Below are 13,583 nucleotides of genomic sequence, written 5' to 3'. Positions count from 1 at the left end.
TGGATTCTCAGGTAAGGGATCAGTTGAGGGCGGCGCTGGCGGTCATGGCAACGGTTTTTGCATTAACCGGCATACCCGGCATAAACACTTTTTGTAAACCATCGACGATGACTTTATCCCCGGGATTCAGCCCCTGCTGTACGATACGTAAACCGTCGGCCAGACGCCCGGGCGTGATGTCGCGGCGCTGCGCTTTTCCGTCTTTATCCACGATATAGACGTATTTACGATCCTGATCGGTTAGCACCGCCTTATCGTCAACAAGCGTGGCTTTAAATTCCGCACTGCCCGGCAGGCGTACGCGGGCAAACAGTCCCGGCGTGAACTGACGCTGTGAGTTATCCAGCAGCGCGCGCATGCGGATGGTCCCCGTACCCTGCGTAAGCTGGTTATCCAGGAAATCCACTTTGCCCTGATGGGGATAGCCCTCTTCGCCCGTCAGGCCAATCTCCACCGGCAGCGCCGTGTGATTGCTTGACGCCCCCTGCCCGCTGCGGGCCAGTTTCTGATAGTGAAGGTAGGTTGACTCGTCCACGTCGAAGTAGACATAAACCGTCTTCTGCGAGACCAGGGTGGTGAGCACGCTGGCGCTGTCGCCCGCCGTCACCAGGTTACCGCTGGTGATCAGCGCCCGGCTGGCGCGACCGTCGATAGGCGCGGTCACTTTGGTGAAGTCAAGGTTAAGTTGCGCAGCGTCAACCGCCGCCTGCGCGGCGCGAATGTCGGCCTGCGCCTGAACGGCAGCCGAGCGACGCTGCTCCCACTCTTCCCGTGAGACCAGATGGGTATTGATCAACTTATCGGTACGGTTGGCTTCACTTTGCGCGAGGCTGGCCTGCGTTTTGGCTCTTGCCAGGTTCGCCTGCGCCTGTTCCAGCGCGGCGCGATAGGTTCGGTCATCGATGGTGAACAGCACCTCGCCCTTCTTCACTTCCTGGCCGTCGGTGTAATTCACTTTCTCAATGTAGCCGGACACGCGCGGACGCAGCTGAACGCTTTCCACCGCTTCAATGCGACCGTTAAAGCTGTCCCACTGGCTAATGGATTTCACCACCACGTCAGCAGCGCTGACAACGGGCGCTTGCGGCGCGGCATTTTGCGCGACGCTGTCATCGCACCCGACGAGAAGCACGGAGAGTAAAACCACCCCCATCGCGCTCAGATGAAAGTTACCCCAGGTTTTTTGCAGGCTCATTATTTTTATTCCGGTTATTGTAGCCGCCGGGCAAGACGCAGCGGGAGACGCCGCGCCACTTCCTTTGTCCGGTAGCTGGCTTAAGGCCATTTGTGTCGTTCATCGCCACAAAACTGTAACAGTTGCGAATACACTATTCGCGGCGATTGTAGGAAGGCGCTTAACTAAGTGCAAGAATAATTGTTGCACTTTATGTGCTATTTGCGGCAAAGGTAAATCACGTGTTTTGAGCAGGGATTTAAATGCAACAATAAAACTTGCAATTAATGTAAAAACGGGTCACCTTTAAGTGCAACAAACAAAGATGCTTTTTAATGCGTGGCGTAGGGGGAAGCAAGATGAACACGGGTGCATTCATTCACGATTTACTCGACTGGATCGACAACAACCTCGATAGCCGTCTGGACATTGAAACCGTCTCCAGGCGAGCCGGCTATTCGAAATGGCACCTCCAGCGACTTTTCAAAGAACATACCGGCTCCCCTCTCGCCGAATATATTCGCGCGCAAAAGCTGCAAAAATCGGTTGAGCGCTTAGCCCACAGCGATGAACCGATTCTGAACGTGGCGATCGCGCTGGGCTTTGACTCTCAGCAGTCCTTCAATCGCAGCTTTAAGCGTCAGTATGGTCAGGCGCCAGGGGCATGGCGACGCAGTATCGGCTGCCGTGGATCCCGGCAGATGAGCCAGTAGCTCACGTCCCGTTCGGATATCAGCTACAAAAGAAAAACCCTCTGTAAACAGAGGGTTTTATCAGTCTTACCTGTTTATAACTTCGCAGGAAAGGTTATGGGCTTACTCCCACTCGATCGTCGCCGGTGGCTTGCCGCTGATGTCATACACCACGCGGGAAATGCCATTGACTTCATTGATTATTCTGTTAGACACGCGGCCTAAGAAGTCATACGGCAGGTGCGCCCAGTGCGCGGTCATGAAGTCGATTGTTTCCACCGCACGCAGGGAAACAACCCAGTCGTACTTACGTCCATCGCCCATTACGCCTACAGAACGAACCGGCAGGAACACGGTGAACGCCTGGCTTACCTTGTTGTACAGGTCAGCCTTGTGCAGCTCTTCGATGAAGATCGCGTCCGCACGACGCAGCAGGTCGCAGTACTCTTTCTTCACTTCGCCCAGCACGCGTACGCCGAGGCCCGGGCCCGGGAACGGGTGACGGTAGAGCATGTCGTACGGCAGCCCCAGCTCCAGACCGATTTTACGCACTTCGTCTTTGAACAGCTCACGCAGCGGTTCCACCAGACCCATCTTCATCTCTTTCGGCAGGCCGCCCACGTTGTGGTGAGATTTGATAACGTGCGCTTTACCGGTTGCGGAGGCCGCAGACTCGATCACGTCAGGGTAGATAGTGCCCTGCGCCAGCCATTTCACGTCTTCCAGCTTCAGCGCTTCTTCGTCGAACACTTCCACGAACACGCGACCGATGATCTTACGTTTCGCTTCCGGATCGTTCTCGCCTTTCAGCGCGTCCAGGAAACGCTGCTCGCCTTCCACGTGAACGATGTTCAGACCGAAGTGGTCGCCAAACATGTCCATAACCTGCTTCGCTTCGTTCAGGCGCAGCAGGCCGTTATCCACGAAGACACAGGTCAGGTTTTTGCCGATGGCGCGGTGCAGCAGCATCGCGGTCACAGAGGAGTCCACGCCACCGGAGAGGCCGAGGATCACTTTGTCATCGCCAACCTGCTGGCGGATACGCTCCACGGCGTCGTCGATGATTTTTGCCGGGGTCCACAGGGCTTCACACTGGCAGATGTCACGCACGAAGCGCTCCAGCATGCGCATACCCTGACGGGTGTGGGTCACTTCCGGGTGGAACTGCACGCCGTAGAAACGTTTTTCTTCGTTCGCCATGATGGCGAACGGGCAGCTTTCGGTGCTGGCAACGGTCACGAAGTCGGATGGGATGGCGGTGACTTTGTCGCCGTGGCTCATCCACACGTCCAGCAGCGGCTTGCCGTCTGCGGTCAGGGAGTCTTCGATACCGCGCACCAGCGCGCTGTCGGTGACAACTTCAACCTGCGCGTAGCCGAACTCACGCTCGTTAGAGCCTTCTACGTGGCCGCCCAGCTGCATCGCCATGGTCTGCATACCGTAGCAAACGCCGAACACCGGTACGCCCGCTTCGAACACGTACTGCGGCGCGCGCGGGCTGTTCTCTTCGGTGGTGCTTTCCGGGCCGCCGGACAGGATGATGCCGCTTGGATTGAATTCGCGAATCTGTGCTTCCGTGACATCCCACGCCCACAGCTCACAGTAAACGCCCAGCTCACGCACGCGGCGCGCCACCAGCTGAGTGTACTGAGAACCAAAGTCCAGGATGAGAATGCGATGTTTATGAATGTTTTCCGTCATTGACGCTAATTCCGAGGCAAGTGAAACAAAACAAAGCGCCCGGCATTGAGCCGGGCGCGGAAATTTATCAGGAGCCCAGACGGTAGTTCGGGGACTCTTTGGTGATCGTCACGTCGTGAACGTGGCTCTCCTGGATACCCGCACCGCTGATGCGTACGAATTCCGCTTTGGTACGCAGCAGGTCAATGGTACCACAGCCGGTCAGACCCATACAGGAGCGCAGGCCGCCCATCTGCTGGTGAATGATCTCTTTCAGGCGGCCTTTATACGCCACGCGACCTTCGATACCTTCCGGTACCAGTTTGTCAGCAGCGTTATCGGTCTGGAAGTAACGGTCGGAGGAACCTTTGGACATCGCGCCCAGGGAGCCCATACCGCGGTAGGATTTATAAGAACGCCCCTGGTAGAGTTCGATTTCACCCGGAGATTCTTCGGTACCGGCCAGCATGGAGCCCACCATCACGGCTGCGGCACCTGCGGCGATCGCTTTGGCGATGTCACCAGAGAAGCGGATACCGCCGTCCGCGATAACCGGAATACCGGTGCCTTCCAGCGCTTCAACCGCGTCAGAAACCGCCGTGATCTGCGGCACGCCTACGCCAGTGACGATACGGGTGGTACAGATAGAGCCAGGGCCGATACCCACTTTCACCGCGCTGCAACCCGCTTCCGCCAGCGCGCGAGCGCCTGCGCCTGTTGCCACGTTACCGCCGATAATCTGGAGATCCGGGTATTTAGCACGGGTTTCACGAATACGTTGCAGAACGCCTTCGGAGTGGCCGTGGGAGGAGTCAATCAGCAGCACGTCAACGCCCGCGGCAACCAGCGCGTCAACGCGCTCTTCGTTACCTGCGCCCGCGCCAACCGCAGCGCCGACGCGCAGACGGCCATGCTCGTCTTTACAGGCGTTCGGTTTACGTTCTGCTTTCTGGAAATCTTTAACGGTGATCATGCCGCGCAGGTGGAAGTTCGCGTCCACAACCAGCGCTTTCTCAACGCGTTTTTCGTGCATTTTCGCCAGCACCACGTCGCGGGTTTCGCCTTCACGCACGGTCACCAGACGCTCTTTTGGCGTCATGTAGACGCTTACAGGCTGGTTCAGGTCAGTCACGAAACGCACGTCACGACCGGTAATGATGCCGACCAGTTCGTTGTCTTCAGTGACTACCGGGTAGCCTGCAAAGCCGTTACGCTCGGTCAGGGCTTTCACTTCGTGCAGCGTGGTGGTTGGCAGAACGGTCTGAGGATCGGACACGATACCGGATTCATGCTTCTTCACGCGGCGAACTTCTTCCGCCTGACGCTCGATAGACATGTTTTTGTGGATAAAGCCAATGCCGCCTTCCTGTGCCAGGGCGATAGCCAGACGCGCTTCAGTCACGGTGTCCATTGCTGCGGAGAGCATAGGAATGTTCAGACGAATGGTTTTCGTCAACTGCGTGCTGAGGTCGGCAGTATTCGGCAGAACGGTGGAGTGAGCGGGAACGAGGAGGACGTCGTCAAACGTCAGTGCTTCTTTAGCAATACGTAGCATGGGCAATATCTCTGACCTGGGTGGTTAAATATTGCCGTGGCATTATACAGAGCGTAACCGATTGCATCCACACTTTTTTGAAAAAAATGCTTGCGCTCACCTCTCAGCAGGTTACTATCGACTGAATAACTTGCTGATTTAGAATTTGATCCCGCTCACATGTTATCCTCTCAATCCCCCTCAATCTATACTGTCAGCCGCCTTAATCAGACGGTGCGTTTGCTGCTTGAGCAGGAAATGGGACAGGTCTGGATCAGCGGTGAAATCTCTAACTTCACGCAGCCTGCTTCCGGCCACTGGTACTTTACGCTGAAAGACGACACCGCTCAGGTGCGCTGCGCGATGTTCCGCAACAGCAACCGTCGCGTGACGTTCCGTCCTCAGCATGGCCAGCAGGTTCTGGTTCGCGCCAACATTACCCTGTATGAGCCGCGCGGCGATTATCAGATTATCGTCGAGAGCATGCAGCCCGCCGGTGAAGGCTTGCTGCAACAGAAGTACGAGCAGCTAAAAGCCATGCTTTCGGCTGAGGGATTGTTCGACCAGCAGTTTAAAAAACCCCTTCCCTCACCAGCCCACTGCGTTGGGGTTATCACGTCGAAAACCGGTGCGGCCCTGCACGATATTTTGCACGTCCTTAAGCGCCGTGACCCTTCCCTGCCCGTCATTATCTACCCGACTGCCGTTCAGGGTGACGATGCGCCGGGGCAGATCGTGCGCGCCATTGAGCTGGCGAATGCGCGTCAGGAGTGTGATGTCCTGATCGTCGGGCGCGGCGGCGGCTCGCTGGAAGACCTGTGGAGCTTTAACGACGAGCGCGTGGCGCGGGCAATCTTTGCCAGCCTTATCCCGGTGGTAAGCGCCGTCGGCCATGAAACGGATGTGACGATAGCGGATTTTGTCGCGGATTTACGCGCGCCCACGCCGTCCGCGGCGGCAGAGGTAGTCAGCCGTAACCAGCAGGAGCTGCTGCGTCAGATCCAGAACGGGCAGCAGCGCCTGGAGATGGCGATGGACTACTTCCTCGCCAACCGTACCCGCCGCTTTACCCAGCTTCACCATCGTCTGCAACAGCAGCATCCGCAATTGCGTCTCGCGCGTCAGCAAACTGTGCTGGAACGTCTGCGTCAGCGGATGAACTTCGCGCTGGATAACCAGCTTAAGCGGGCGGTATCGCGCCAGCAGCGCACGACGCAGCGTCTGAACCAGCAGAATCCGCAGCCGAAGATTTATCGCGCACAAACGCGGATCCAGCAGCTTGAGTATCGCCTCGCGGAAAATATCCGCTCACGCCTGAGCACCACGCGCGAGCGTTTTGGCAATGCGGTCACCCATCTGGAAGCCGTCAGCCCGCTCTCCACGCTGGCCCGCGGCTATAGTGTGACCACCGCGACGGACGGCAAAGTGTTGAAGCAGACGAAACAGGTCAAAGCCGGGGATGTACTCACCACCCGGCTTTCTGACGGCTGGGTCGAGAGTGAGGTGAAAGAGATCAAACCGATGAAAAAAACGCGCCAGCGTAAAAGCGGATAAATCTTCGCCGGTTACAAACTATACTGCTGCTATTGCCTTTTTTAATAAGGAGAGCAGCATGCCCCATCTTCATAGCGTCATCCCTCCGTATATTCTTCGTCGTATTATCGAAAGCGGGTCAGAGCCCCAGCAGCGCTGCGCCCGTCAGACATTAACCCATGTGCAAACCCTGATGGCGCATATGCCGGGCAAGCCCGCCGCGCCGCATGTGAATAAAGCCGGACAGCTTGAGCGTGACATCTACGATGCGAAACAGACCCAGGAGCTGCCGGGTACCCAGGTGCGCTATGAAGGCCAGCCCTCCAACGGCGATGTGGCGGTGGATGAAGCGTACGATTATCTGGGTATCACCCATGATTTCTTCTGGAAAGAATATCAGCGCGATTCACTCGATAACAAAGGACTGATCCTCACCGGCACCGTGCATTATGGTCGGGAATATCAGAACGCCTTCTGGAACGGCCAGCAGATGGTCTTTGGCGACGGTGACGGGGAAATCTTCAACCGCTTCACCATTGCCATCGACGTGGTGGCGCATGAGCTGAGCCACGGTGTGACGGAGACCGAAGCCGGGCTCATTTACTTTGAACAATCTGGCGCGCTGAACGAGTCGTTATCCGACGTGTTTGGTTCGCTGGTGAAGCAATACTATCTTAAGCAAACCGCCGACCAGGCAGACTGGCTGATTGGCGAAGGGCTGCTGGCAGCGGGGATTAACGGCAAAGGGCTGCGCTCAATGTCTGAACCCGGCACCGCCTACGACGATCCCCTCCTTGGCAAAGACCCGCAGCCCGCGCACATGAAAGATTTCATCAAAACGCGCGAGGATAACGGCGGCGTACACCTCAACTCTGGCATCCCCAACCGGGCGTTTTACCTGGCCGCAACGGCAATCGGTGGCTACGCCTGGGAAAAAGCGGGTTATGCCTGGTACGACACGGTTTGCGATCGCAACCTGGCGCAGGATGCGGATTTTGACGCTTTCGCAAAACTGACGATCGCCCACGGCGAGAAACGCTCCGGTAGCGACGTTGGGGCGGCCATTAAACAAGCCTGGGAACAGGTGGGAGTACTGTAATGCAGGTACCGGAACTGACGGATGACGCCGTGGTTGAGCTGGCCCGGGAAGGCGGCGTCGCCTTTATTCCTAAGCTGAGCGGTCAGCGCACGATCGCCCTCTCCACGCTCAACGAGGCGCAGCGTCAGCGCGTGGTGAATATTCTGGAACAGGCTATCCCGCGCGGACAGCCTCCGGGCCAGGCGTCGTCTCCGGGCAGCGGCGATCAGCGCTATTTTCGCATTCAGATAATCTGGACCCGGCACAATCAGGCGCAGTATACCGATATTATTGTGCTGGTTCCGGAGCAGGAAGCGCCGGAATCGCTGATCGAGCTATGGCAAAAAGGAGAAGGCTGCGTGTGCGATTAAGCCCCAGCCCTGACGAACTCGACGCGTTTTTTTGAGATCAGCCCGTGGCCGTTCTGACAGAAGTAATCCACCGCGCCGCAGGCCTTGAGTACCTGAAGCGGCTGATGGCAGTCAGGGCAGCGCGCTTCGAGGGGAATATCTTTATTGCAGCTGTCGCAGTGCGCGATACCGTTTTGCGGCTCGAGCGCTGCGTGGCAATCCGGACAGGTAATCGACATGCTCTCTCCTGTTGAGTTGGGCCGGGACAGGACAACTGCCCCGGCAGACTGAATAGTATCAGGCTTCGGTAGCCGGTTTAGTTTGCGCATTTTCCAGCATGCGACGCACCGGAACAATGAGGACGAACAGCACCGCAGCACAAATCAGCAGCGCGATAGAGCAACGGGCAAAGAGGTCTGGCAGCATATCCAGCTGGTCGGCCTTCACGTGACCGCCAATCAGCCCCGCAGCCAGGTTACCCAGCGCACTGGCGCAGAACCACAGGCCCATCATCTGGCCGCGCATTCTTTCCGGCGCCAGCAGGGTCATGGTCGCCAGACCAATCGGACTCAGGCACAGTTCCCCGAGCGTCAGCATCAGGATACTACCCACCAGCCAGAACGGAGAAACCCCTGCCCCACCGTTGCTCAGTACGTTCTGCGCCGCCAGCATCATCAGGCCAAAGCCCGCCGCTGCACACAGAATACCGATCACGAACTTGGTGATGCTGCTCGGACGAATGTTTTTGCTCGCCAGCTTCGGCCATGCCCAGCTAAATACCGGGGCCAGCAGAATGATGAACAGGGCATTAATCGACTGGAACCACACCGCCGGGATCTCAAAATCACCGATCATGCGGTTAGTGTAGTCGTTGGCGAACAGGTTGAAGGAGGTTGGCTTCTGCTCGAACGCGGACCAGAAGAACGCGGCGGAGACCAGCAGAATAAAGCACACCAGCAGCCTTGCGCGCTCTTTGCGATTCAGCCCGGCGAAGATGAACAGATAGATGAAGTAGAGCGCGACGGAGGCGGCAATCACATACACCAGCACGCTGGCGACCGCGACCGGATTAATCACAATCACGCCCTGGGCAATCAACGTAACGATGATTGCAACACCCACAGCCAGCGCCAGCAGCCAGGCGCCCACGCCGTTACGTTTCACTACCGGACTGTTCCAGGTGGAGTCCAGACCGACTTCGCTGTCGTAACGCTTCATGGCCGGAACGGCAAACACGCGGAAGATAATCAGGGCGACCAGCATCCCAATACCACCGATACCAAAGCCCCAGTGCCAGCCGTGGGTTTTAATCAGCCAGCCGGAAATCAGAGGGGCAATGAACGAGCCCATGTTGATGCCCATATAGAACAGCGAGAAACCGCCGTCACGACGCGCATCGCCCTTTTTGTACAGTGTCCCCACCATGACCGAGATACAGGTCTTGAACAGGCCGGAGCCGAGCACGATAAACATCAGGCCGATGAAGAACAGGTTGTCGCCCATGATGGCCGACAGGGCAATCGACAGGTGCCCAAGCGCAATCAAAATCGAACCGTACCAGACGGCCCGCTGCTGGCCGAGCCAGTTATCCGCCAGCCAGCCGCCCGGCAGCGCGGCGAGGTACATGGTGCCAGCAAAAATACCGACAATCGCCGAGGCGTTTTCACGCGCCAGGCCCATTCCGCCGTCATACACGGTGGCGGCCATAAACAGGATCAGTAGCGGGCGAATACCGTAAAACGAGAAACGCTCCCACATCTCGGTGAAGAACAGAGAACCGAGCGGATAAGGATGGCCGAAGAAGGTTCGGCTCTCTTTTTGATTAACAGAGGATTGCATAATTCTCCCGAAAAGGTATGTGTCGTGCTTGTAAACACCAGCATGTACGCCGAACGGTTACGTATCCGATCGATTTTTTACATGCGGCGAAATGTTGGTTAACCATTTGATAACCAGGCGCTAGTTTTGTCTAGTACCGAACCCTGGACTTTAAGACGAAAATTCGACGATTGTCTACTTTCTTAGATATAAACATGGTTCAAAGCGAATAGTGATTGACATCACACAGGGAAGGCGGGCCTTTTGAATGAGCGAAAAAAAACCCGCGACAGGCGCGGGTTTTAGTGAGATCGGTAAGGATTATTTGCTTTTCTTAATGTGCTTAATCAAACGCTTACGCTTACGCATCTGGTTCGGCGTCAGGGTGTTGCGTTTATTCGCAAACGGGTTTTCCCCTTCCTTGAACTGAATACGGATAGGCGTACCCATCACGTCCAGCGACTTGCGGAAGTAGTTCATCAGGTACCGTTTGTAGGAGTCCGGCAGATCCTTCACCTGGTTACCGTGGATCACCACGATAGGCGGGTTATATCCCCCGGCGTGAGCATATTTCAGCTTCACGCGACGACCGCGCACCAGCGGCGGCTGGTGGTCTTCAGCAGCCATGTTCATGATACGGGTCAGCATCGCCGTGCTCTGACGGCGGGTAGAGCTGTCATAAGCTTCACGAACGGATTCGAACAGGTTGCCGACACCACTCCCGTGCAGGGCAGAGATAAAGTGAACGCGGGCAAAGTCGATAAAGCCCAGACGGAAGTCCAGCGTCTCTTTCACCTGCTCGCGCACTTCATTGCTCAGGCCGTCCCACTTGTTGACGACGATAACCAGTGAGCGCCCACTATTGAGGATAAAGCCGAGCAGAGAGAGATCCTGATCGGAGATACCTTCACGTGCGTCAATAACCAGCAGCACCACGTTGGCGTCTTCAATCGCCTGAAGGGTCTTGATCACCGAGAATTTTTCCACCACATCGGTGATTTTCCCGCGCTTACGCACCCCTGCGGTGTCGATAAGTACGTACTCACGTTCATCGCGCTGCATTGGAATGTAGATGCTGTCACGCGTTGTGCCTGGCATGTCGTAAACCACCACGCGCTCTTCGCCGAGAATACGGTTAGTAAGCGTAGACTTACCCACGTTTGGGCGACCCACGATAGCCAGCTTGATAGGCAGATCCTGCGGGTTGAAGTCGTCTTCCGGCTCTTCCTCTCCTTCTTCTCCGGCTTCAAACTGCGCCCAGTATTCAGCGTCCTCGTCCACCTCTTCCGGTGGGTTTACTTCATCAACCCACGGCAGCAGAACGGTTTCCAGCAGGCTGGTGACGCCACGGCCATGCGAGGCCGCGATAGGATAGATATCGCCCAGGCCTAAAGACCAGAAATCCGCAATGGCCTGATCGGCATCGATGCCGTCAGTTTTGTTCGCCACCAGGAAGGTTGGCTTTTCGCGTGAACGCAGATGTTTAGCGATAGCAGAATCCGCGGGCATCAGGCCAGCGCGAGCATCCACCATAAACAGAACCACATCTGCTTCTTCGATAGCCAGCAGAGATTGCTCTGCCATGCGGGTTTCTACGCCGTCTTCCGTACCGTCAATACCCCCGGTATCGATACAGATGAACTCGCGTCCTTCCACCTCTGCACGACCGTACTTACGGTCACGCGTCAGCCCCGGGAAATCCGCAACCAGCGCATCACGGGTGCGTGTTAAACGGTTAAAAAGAGTGGATTTTCCAACGTTAGGGCGCCCGACAAGCGCGACCACAGGTACCATGTTTGAAGCCTCATAAAATTCAAAATAACGTCGCTTTCGCAGCGTTTTTAAAAATGTCAAAACGGCTCCTGAGTGAACAGGAGCCGTTTAGTATACTACAACCGCCGTGTAATTAACGCGTGATCGCGTACAGCGTGCCGTCTTTTGCCTGAATCAGCAGTTTGCCGTCAGCCACAACGGGCTCCGTCAGGAAGCCTGAGCTATCCACTTTCTGCTGTGCCACGAAGCGGCCATTCTCTGGATCGATCCAGTGCATATAGCCTTCGCTGTCGCCCACCACCAGGCTGCCGTTATACAGTGCCGGTGCGGTCAGCAGACGGTGCAGCAGATCGCTTTGCGTCCACAGCGTTACGCCACCTTCGGTGCTCAGCGCCAGCAGGCGGTCGTTCTGATCCACCATATAAATACGGTTGCCGTCGACGATGAAATCGTTCACGGAACCCAGCTCACGTTTCCACATGATCTGGCCGCTACGCAGGTTCAGCGCCGTCAGGTTGCCGTTATACGCCAGCGCGTAAACCACACCGTCGACGATAACTGGCGTGGTGTCCACGTCACTCAGACGGTCGATTTCAGTTGAACCGGTCGCCTGGGAAATACGCTGCTGCCAGATCATCTGGCCCTGCTGCATCAGTACCGCACTGACACGGCCGTTGTCACCGCCCACAATGGCGGCGCCAAATGCGGTCGCCGGAGCAGATTCACCACGCAGAGACAGCGCTGGCATATCCAGGTTAACCGTCCATTTTACCAGACCATCGGCTTCGTTCAGCGCCTGCAACTGGCCGTTGCTGGTATGGATCAGCACCAGGCCGTCGCTGACAACCGGACGCGACAAGGATTCACCGGCAACGGTGGTCTGCCATGCAACCGAACCGTCGCTGGCATTCAGCGCGTAAACCTGCGCTTTTTCGCTGCCCACATACACGTGACCGCCAGTAACGGTCAGGCCGCCAGAAAGCAGTGCAGGTTTACGGGAGAACCAGCCGTCTTTTTCCGCCAGGTTAATGGACCACACTTCTTTTCCGTCATCAGCGTTCAGCGCTTTAACGGTGCCTTTGCGATCGGCCGCATAGACAACGCCGTCAGCAAATGCCGGGTGCAGGTTGGAATAAAAATCGCCAATACCATCGCCTACGGAAGTGTCCCAGGCGGTGGATGGGGTGAACTGGTTTTCAACCGTCGGCAGCGGGGACATTTTAACAACGTCTTCTTCGCCACTGAACAGTGAACAACCACTCAATAACGTAACAGAAAGCAGTCCTGGCAGAAGTAATTTACGCAATTGCATTGGGTCCCTCTCAGACGGACAAATTATTTATTTTCATCTGCATCATTTCGCTCAGCGCAGGTGAAGCTTTACTATCCACGCCAGCTTGCCACGCTTTACGCGCGCCCGCTTTATCACCCTTACTCAGCAGTGCTTCACCGCGAAGATCGGCAACAATAGCGGCAAAGCCTTCGCCTTTAATGGTATCAAGCGTTTTGAGCGCGTCGTCGGCTTTTTTCTGCTGAACCTGGATACGCGCCAGACGCAGATTGATCACCGCTTTCAGATTATCGTCACTGGCAGCAGCAAGCCCCTGAGACAGTTGCGCAGCGGCTTTGTCCAGTTCGTTTTTATCAACATACTGCTGAGCCACTTCCAGCGCAGCCAGCGCGCCGTAGGTGTTTTTGTTGTCAGCGGCAAATTTCTCCGCAGCCGTCAGCGTTTGCGGCTGATCGGCACGGATTGCGCTAACGGTATTTTCGTAGTTCAGGGACGAACCGCGAGCAGAGTCAGCCTGATGATTGTTCCAGTAACGCCAGCCTACCAGCGCACCAACACCTAAAATAACCCCTACAACCAGTGCCTTGCCGTTTTCAGCAAAGAAGCGTTTAACCGCATCAACCTGGTCGTGTTCGTTCTCGTAAATTTCCACGCAGTCCT

General features: G+C 56.4%; 12 protein-coding genes. 4 read left to right on the top strand and 8 right to left on the bottom strand.

The window, feature by feature from the left end:
• Positions 1 to 19: 19 nt before the first annotated feature.
• Positions 20 to 1,195: an efflux RND transporter periplasmic adaptor subunit gene (locus tag ACOTX1_RS00330; protein ID WP_003860596.1), complete on the bottom strand. Its 1,176-nt coding sequence runs from the start codon at positions 1,193 to 1,195 to the stop codon at positions 20 to 22.
• A 338-nt stretch (positions 1,196 to 1,533) separates the two neighbouring features.
• Between ACOTX1_RS00330 and ACOTX1_RS00325 the strand changes: the two genes are divergently transcribed.
• Complete coding sequence (locus ACOTX1_RS00325) at positions 1,534 to 1,887, top strand: helix-turn-helix domain-containing protein (RefSeq protein WP_022651570.1); 354 nt, start codon at positions 1,534 to 1,536, stop codon at positions 1,885 to 1,887.
• A gap of 102 nt (positions 1,888 to 1,989) precedes the next feature.
• Here ACOTX1_RS00325 and guaA read toward each other — a convergent pair whose 3' ends face one another.
• Entirely contained in the window at positions 1,990 to 3,567 is a 1,578-nt protein-coding gene (gene guaA / locus ACOTX1_RS00320; RefSeq protein WP_003860599.1) for a glutamine-hydrolyzing GMP synthase, read from the bottom strand.
• Between the two features lie 67 nt (positions 3,568 to 3,634).
• Positions 3,635 to 5,101 (bottom strand): IMP dehydrogenase, encoded by a 1,467-nt coding sequence (guaB, locus tag ACOTX1_RS00315; RefSeq protein ID WP_003860601.1) that lies wholly within the window; start codon positions 5,099 to 5,101, stop codon positions 3,635 to 3,637.
• Positions 5,102 to 5,260: 159 nt separating this feature from the next.
• Here guaB and xseA point away from each other — a divergent pair, with 159 nt between their 5' ends.
• Genes xseA through ACOTX1_RS00300 form a run of 3 tightly spaced genes read left to right on the top strand, consistent with a single transcriptional unit; the run spans position 5,261 to position 8,062 of the window.
• Positions 5,261 to 6,634, top strand: a complete 1,374-nt coding sequence (xseA, locus tag ACOTX1_RS00310) for an exodeoxyribonuclease VII large subunit (protein WP_023314642.1) — start codon at positions 5,261 to 5,263, stop codon at positions 6,632 to 6,634.
• Positions 6,635 to 6,692: 58 nt separating this feature from the next.
• Positions 6,693 to 7,712, top strand: coding sequence for a M4 family metallopeptidase (locus tag ACOTX1_RS00305; RefSeq protein WP_023314643.1), 1,020 nt, complete (start codon positions 6,693 to 6,695; stop codon positions 7,710 to 7,712).
• Positions 7,712 to 8,062: a protealysin inhibitor emfourin gene (locus ACOTX1_RS00300; RefSeq protein ID WP_003860606.1), complete on the top strand. Its 351-nt coding sequence runs from the start codon at positions 7,712 to 7,714 to the stop codon at positions 8,060 to 8,062. The genes ACOTX1_RS00305 and ACOTX1_RS00300 overlap by 1 nt, the downstream gene beginning before the upstream one ends.
• Here ACOTX1_RS00300 and ACOTX1_RS00295 read toward each other — a convergent pair.
• The 5 genes from ACOTX1_RS00295 to ACOTX1_RS00275 form a co-directional block, all read right to left on the bottom strand.
• On the bottom strand, positions 8,059 to 8,280 hold the full coding sequence (locus tag ACOTX1_RS00295) for a zinc ribbon domain-containing protein (protein ID WP_003860607.1): 222 nt from the start codon (positions 8,278 to 8,280) through the stop codon (positions 8,059 to 8,061). The genes ACOTX1_RS00300 and ACOTX1_RS00295 overlap by 4 nt on opposite strands.
• Positions 8,281 to 8,338: 58 nt before the next feature.
• Positions 8,339 to 9,880, bottom strand: coding sequence for a peptide MFS transporter (locus ACOTX1_RS00290; protein WP_023314644.1), 1,542 nt, complete (start codon positions 9,878 to 9,880; stop codon positions 8,339 to 8,341).
• Positions 9,881 to 10,180: 300 nt separating this feature from the next.
• Positions 10,181 to 11,653: a ribosome biogenesis GTPase Der gene (gene der, locus ACOTX1_RS00285; protein WP_003860611.1), complete on the bottom strand. Its 1,473-nt coding sequence runs from the start codon at positions 11,651 to 11,653 to the stop codon at positions 10,181 to 10,183.
• Positions 11,654 to 11,765: 112 nt separating this feature from the next.
• Positions 11,766 to 12,944: an outer membrane protein assembly factor BamB gene (gene bamB / locus ACOTX1_RS00280; RefSeq protein WP_023314645.1), complete on the bottom strand. Its 1,179-nt coding sequence runs from the start codon at positions 12,942 to 12,944 to the stop codon at positions 11,766 to 11,768.
• Between the two features lie 10 nt (positions 12,945 to 12,954).
• The gene (locus ACOTX1_RS00275) at positions 12,955 to 13,575 is read right to left on the bottom strand and encodes a YfgM family protein (protein WP_003860614.1); all 621 of its coding nucleotides are present in this window, start codon (positions 13,573 to 13,575) and stop codon (positions 12,955 to 12,957) included.
• Positions 13,576 to 13,583: the final 8 nt, after the last annotated feature.

Source organism: Enterobacter cloacae complex sp. IR5401 (assembly GCF_049238425.1).
Taxonomy (GTDB): Bacteria; Pseudomonadota; Gammaproteobacteria; order Enterobacterales; family Enterobacteriaceae; genus Enterobacter; species Enterobacter hormaechei_C.
Note: the sequence above shows the minus strand (reverse complement) of the source record. Positions and strands in the feature narration are given on the sequence as shown.

Excerpts from the sequence above, each read along its gene's own strand:
- ACOTX1_RS00330 (WP_003860596.1), bottom strand. The coding sequence starts at position 1,195 with ATGAGCCTGCAAAAAACCTGGGGTAACTTTCATCTGAGCGCGATGGGG.
- ACOTX1_RS00325 (WP_022651570.1), top strand. The coding sequence starts at position 1,534 with ATGAACACGGGTGCATTCATTCACGATTTACTCGACTGGATCGACAAC.
- guaA (WP_003860599.1), bottom strand. The coding sequence starts at position 3,567 with ATGACGGAAAACATTCATAAACATCGCATTCTCATCCTGGACTTTGGT.
- guaB (WP_003860601.1), bottom strand. The coding sequence starts at position 5,101 with ATGCTACGTATTGCTAAAGAAGCACTGACGTTTGACGACGTCCTCCTC.
- xseA (WP_023314642.1), top strand. The coding sequence starts at position 5,261 with ATGTTATCCTCTCAATCCCCCTCAATCTATACTGTCAGCCGCCTTAAT.
- ACOTX1_RS00305 (WP_023314643.1), top strand. The coding sequence starts at position 6,693 with ATGCCCCATCTTCATAGCGTCATCCCTCCGTATATTCTTCGTCGTATT.
- ACOTX1_RS00300 (WP_003860606.1), top strand. The coding sequence starts at position 7,712 with ATGCAGGTACCGGAACTGACGGATGACGCCGTGGTTGAGCTGGCCCGG.
- ACOTX1_RS00295 (WP_003860607.1), bottom strand. The coding sequence starts at position 8,280 with ATGTCGATTACCTGTCCGGATTGCCACGCAGCGCTCGAGCCGCAAAAC.
- ACOTX1_RS00290 (WP_023314644.1), bottom strand. The coding sequence starts at position 9,880 with ATGCAATCCTCTGTTAATCAAAAAGAGAGCCGAACCTTCTTCGGCCAT.
- der (WP_003860611.1), bottom strand. The coding sequence starts at position 11,653 with ATGGTACCTGTGGTCGCGCTTGTCGGGCGCCCTAACGTTGGAAAATCC.
- bamB (WP_023314645.1), bottom strand. The coding sequence starts at position 12,944 with ATGCAATTGCGTAAATTACTTCTGCCAGGACTGCTTTCTGTTACGTTA.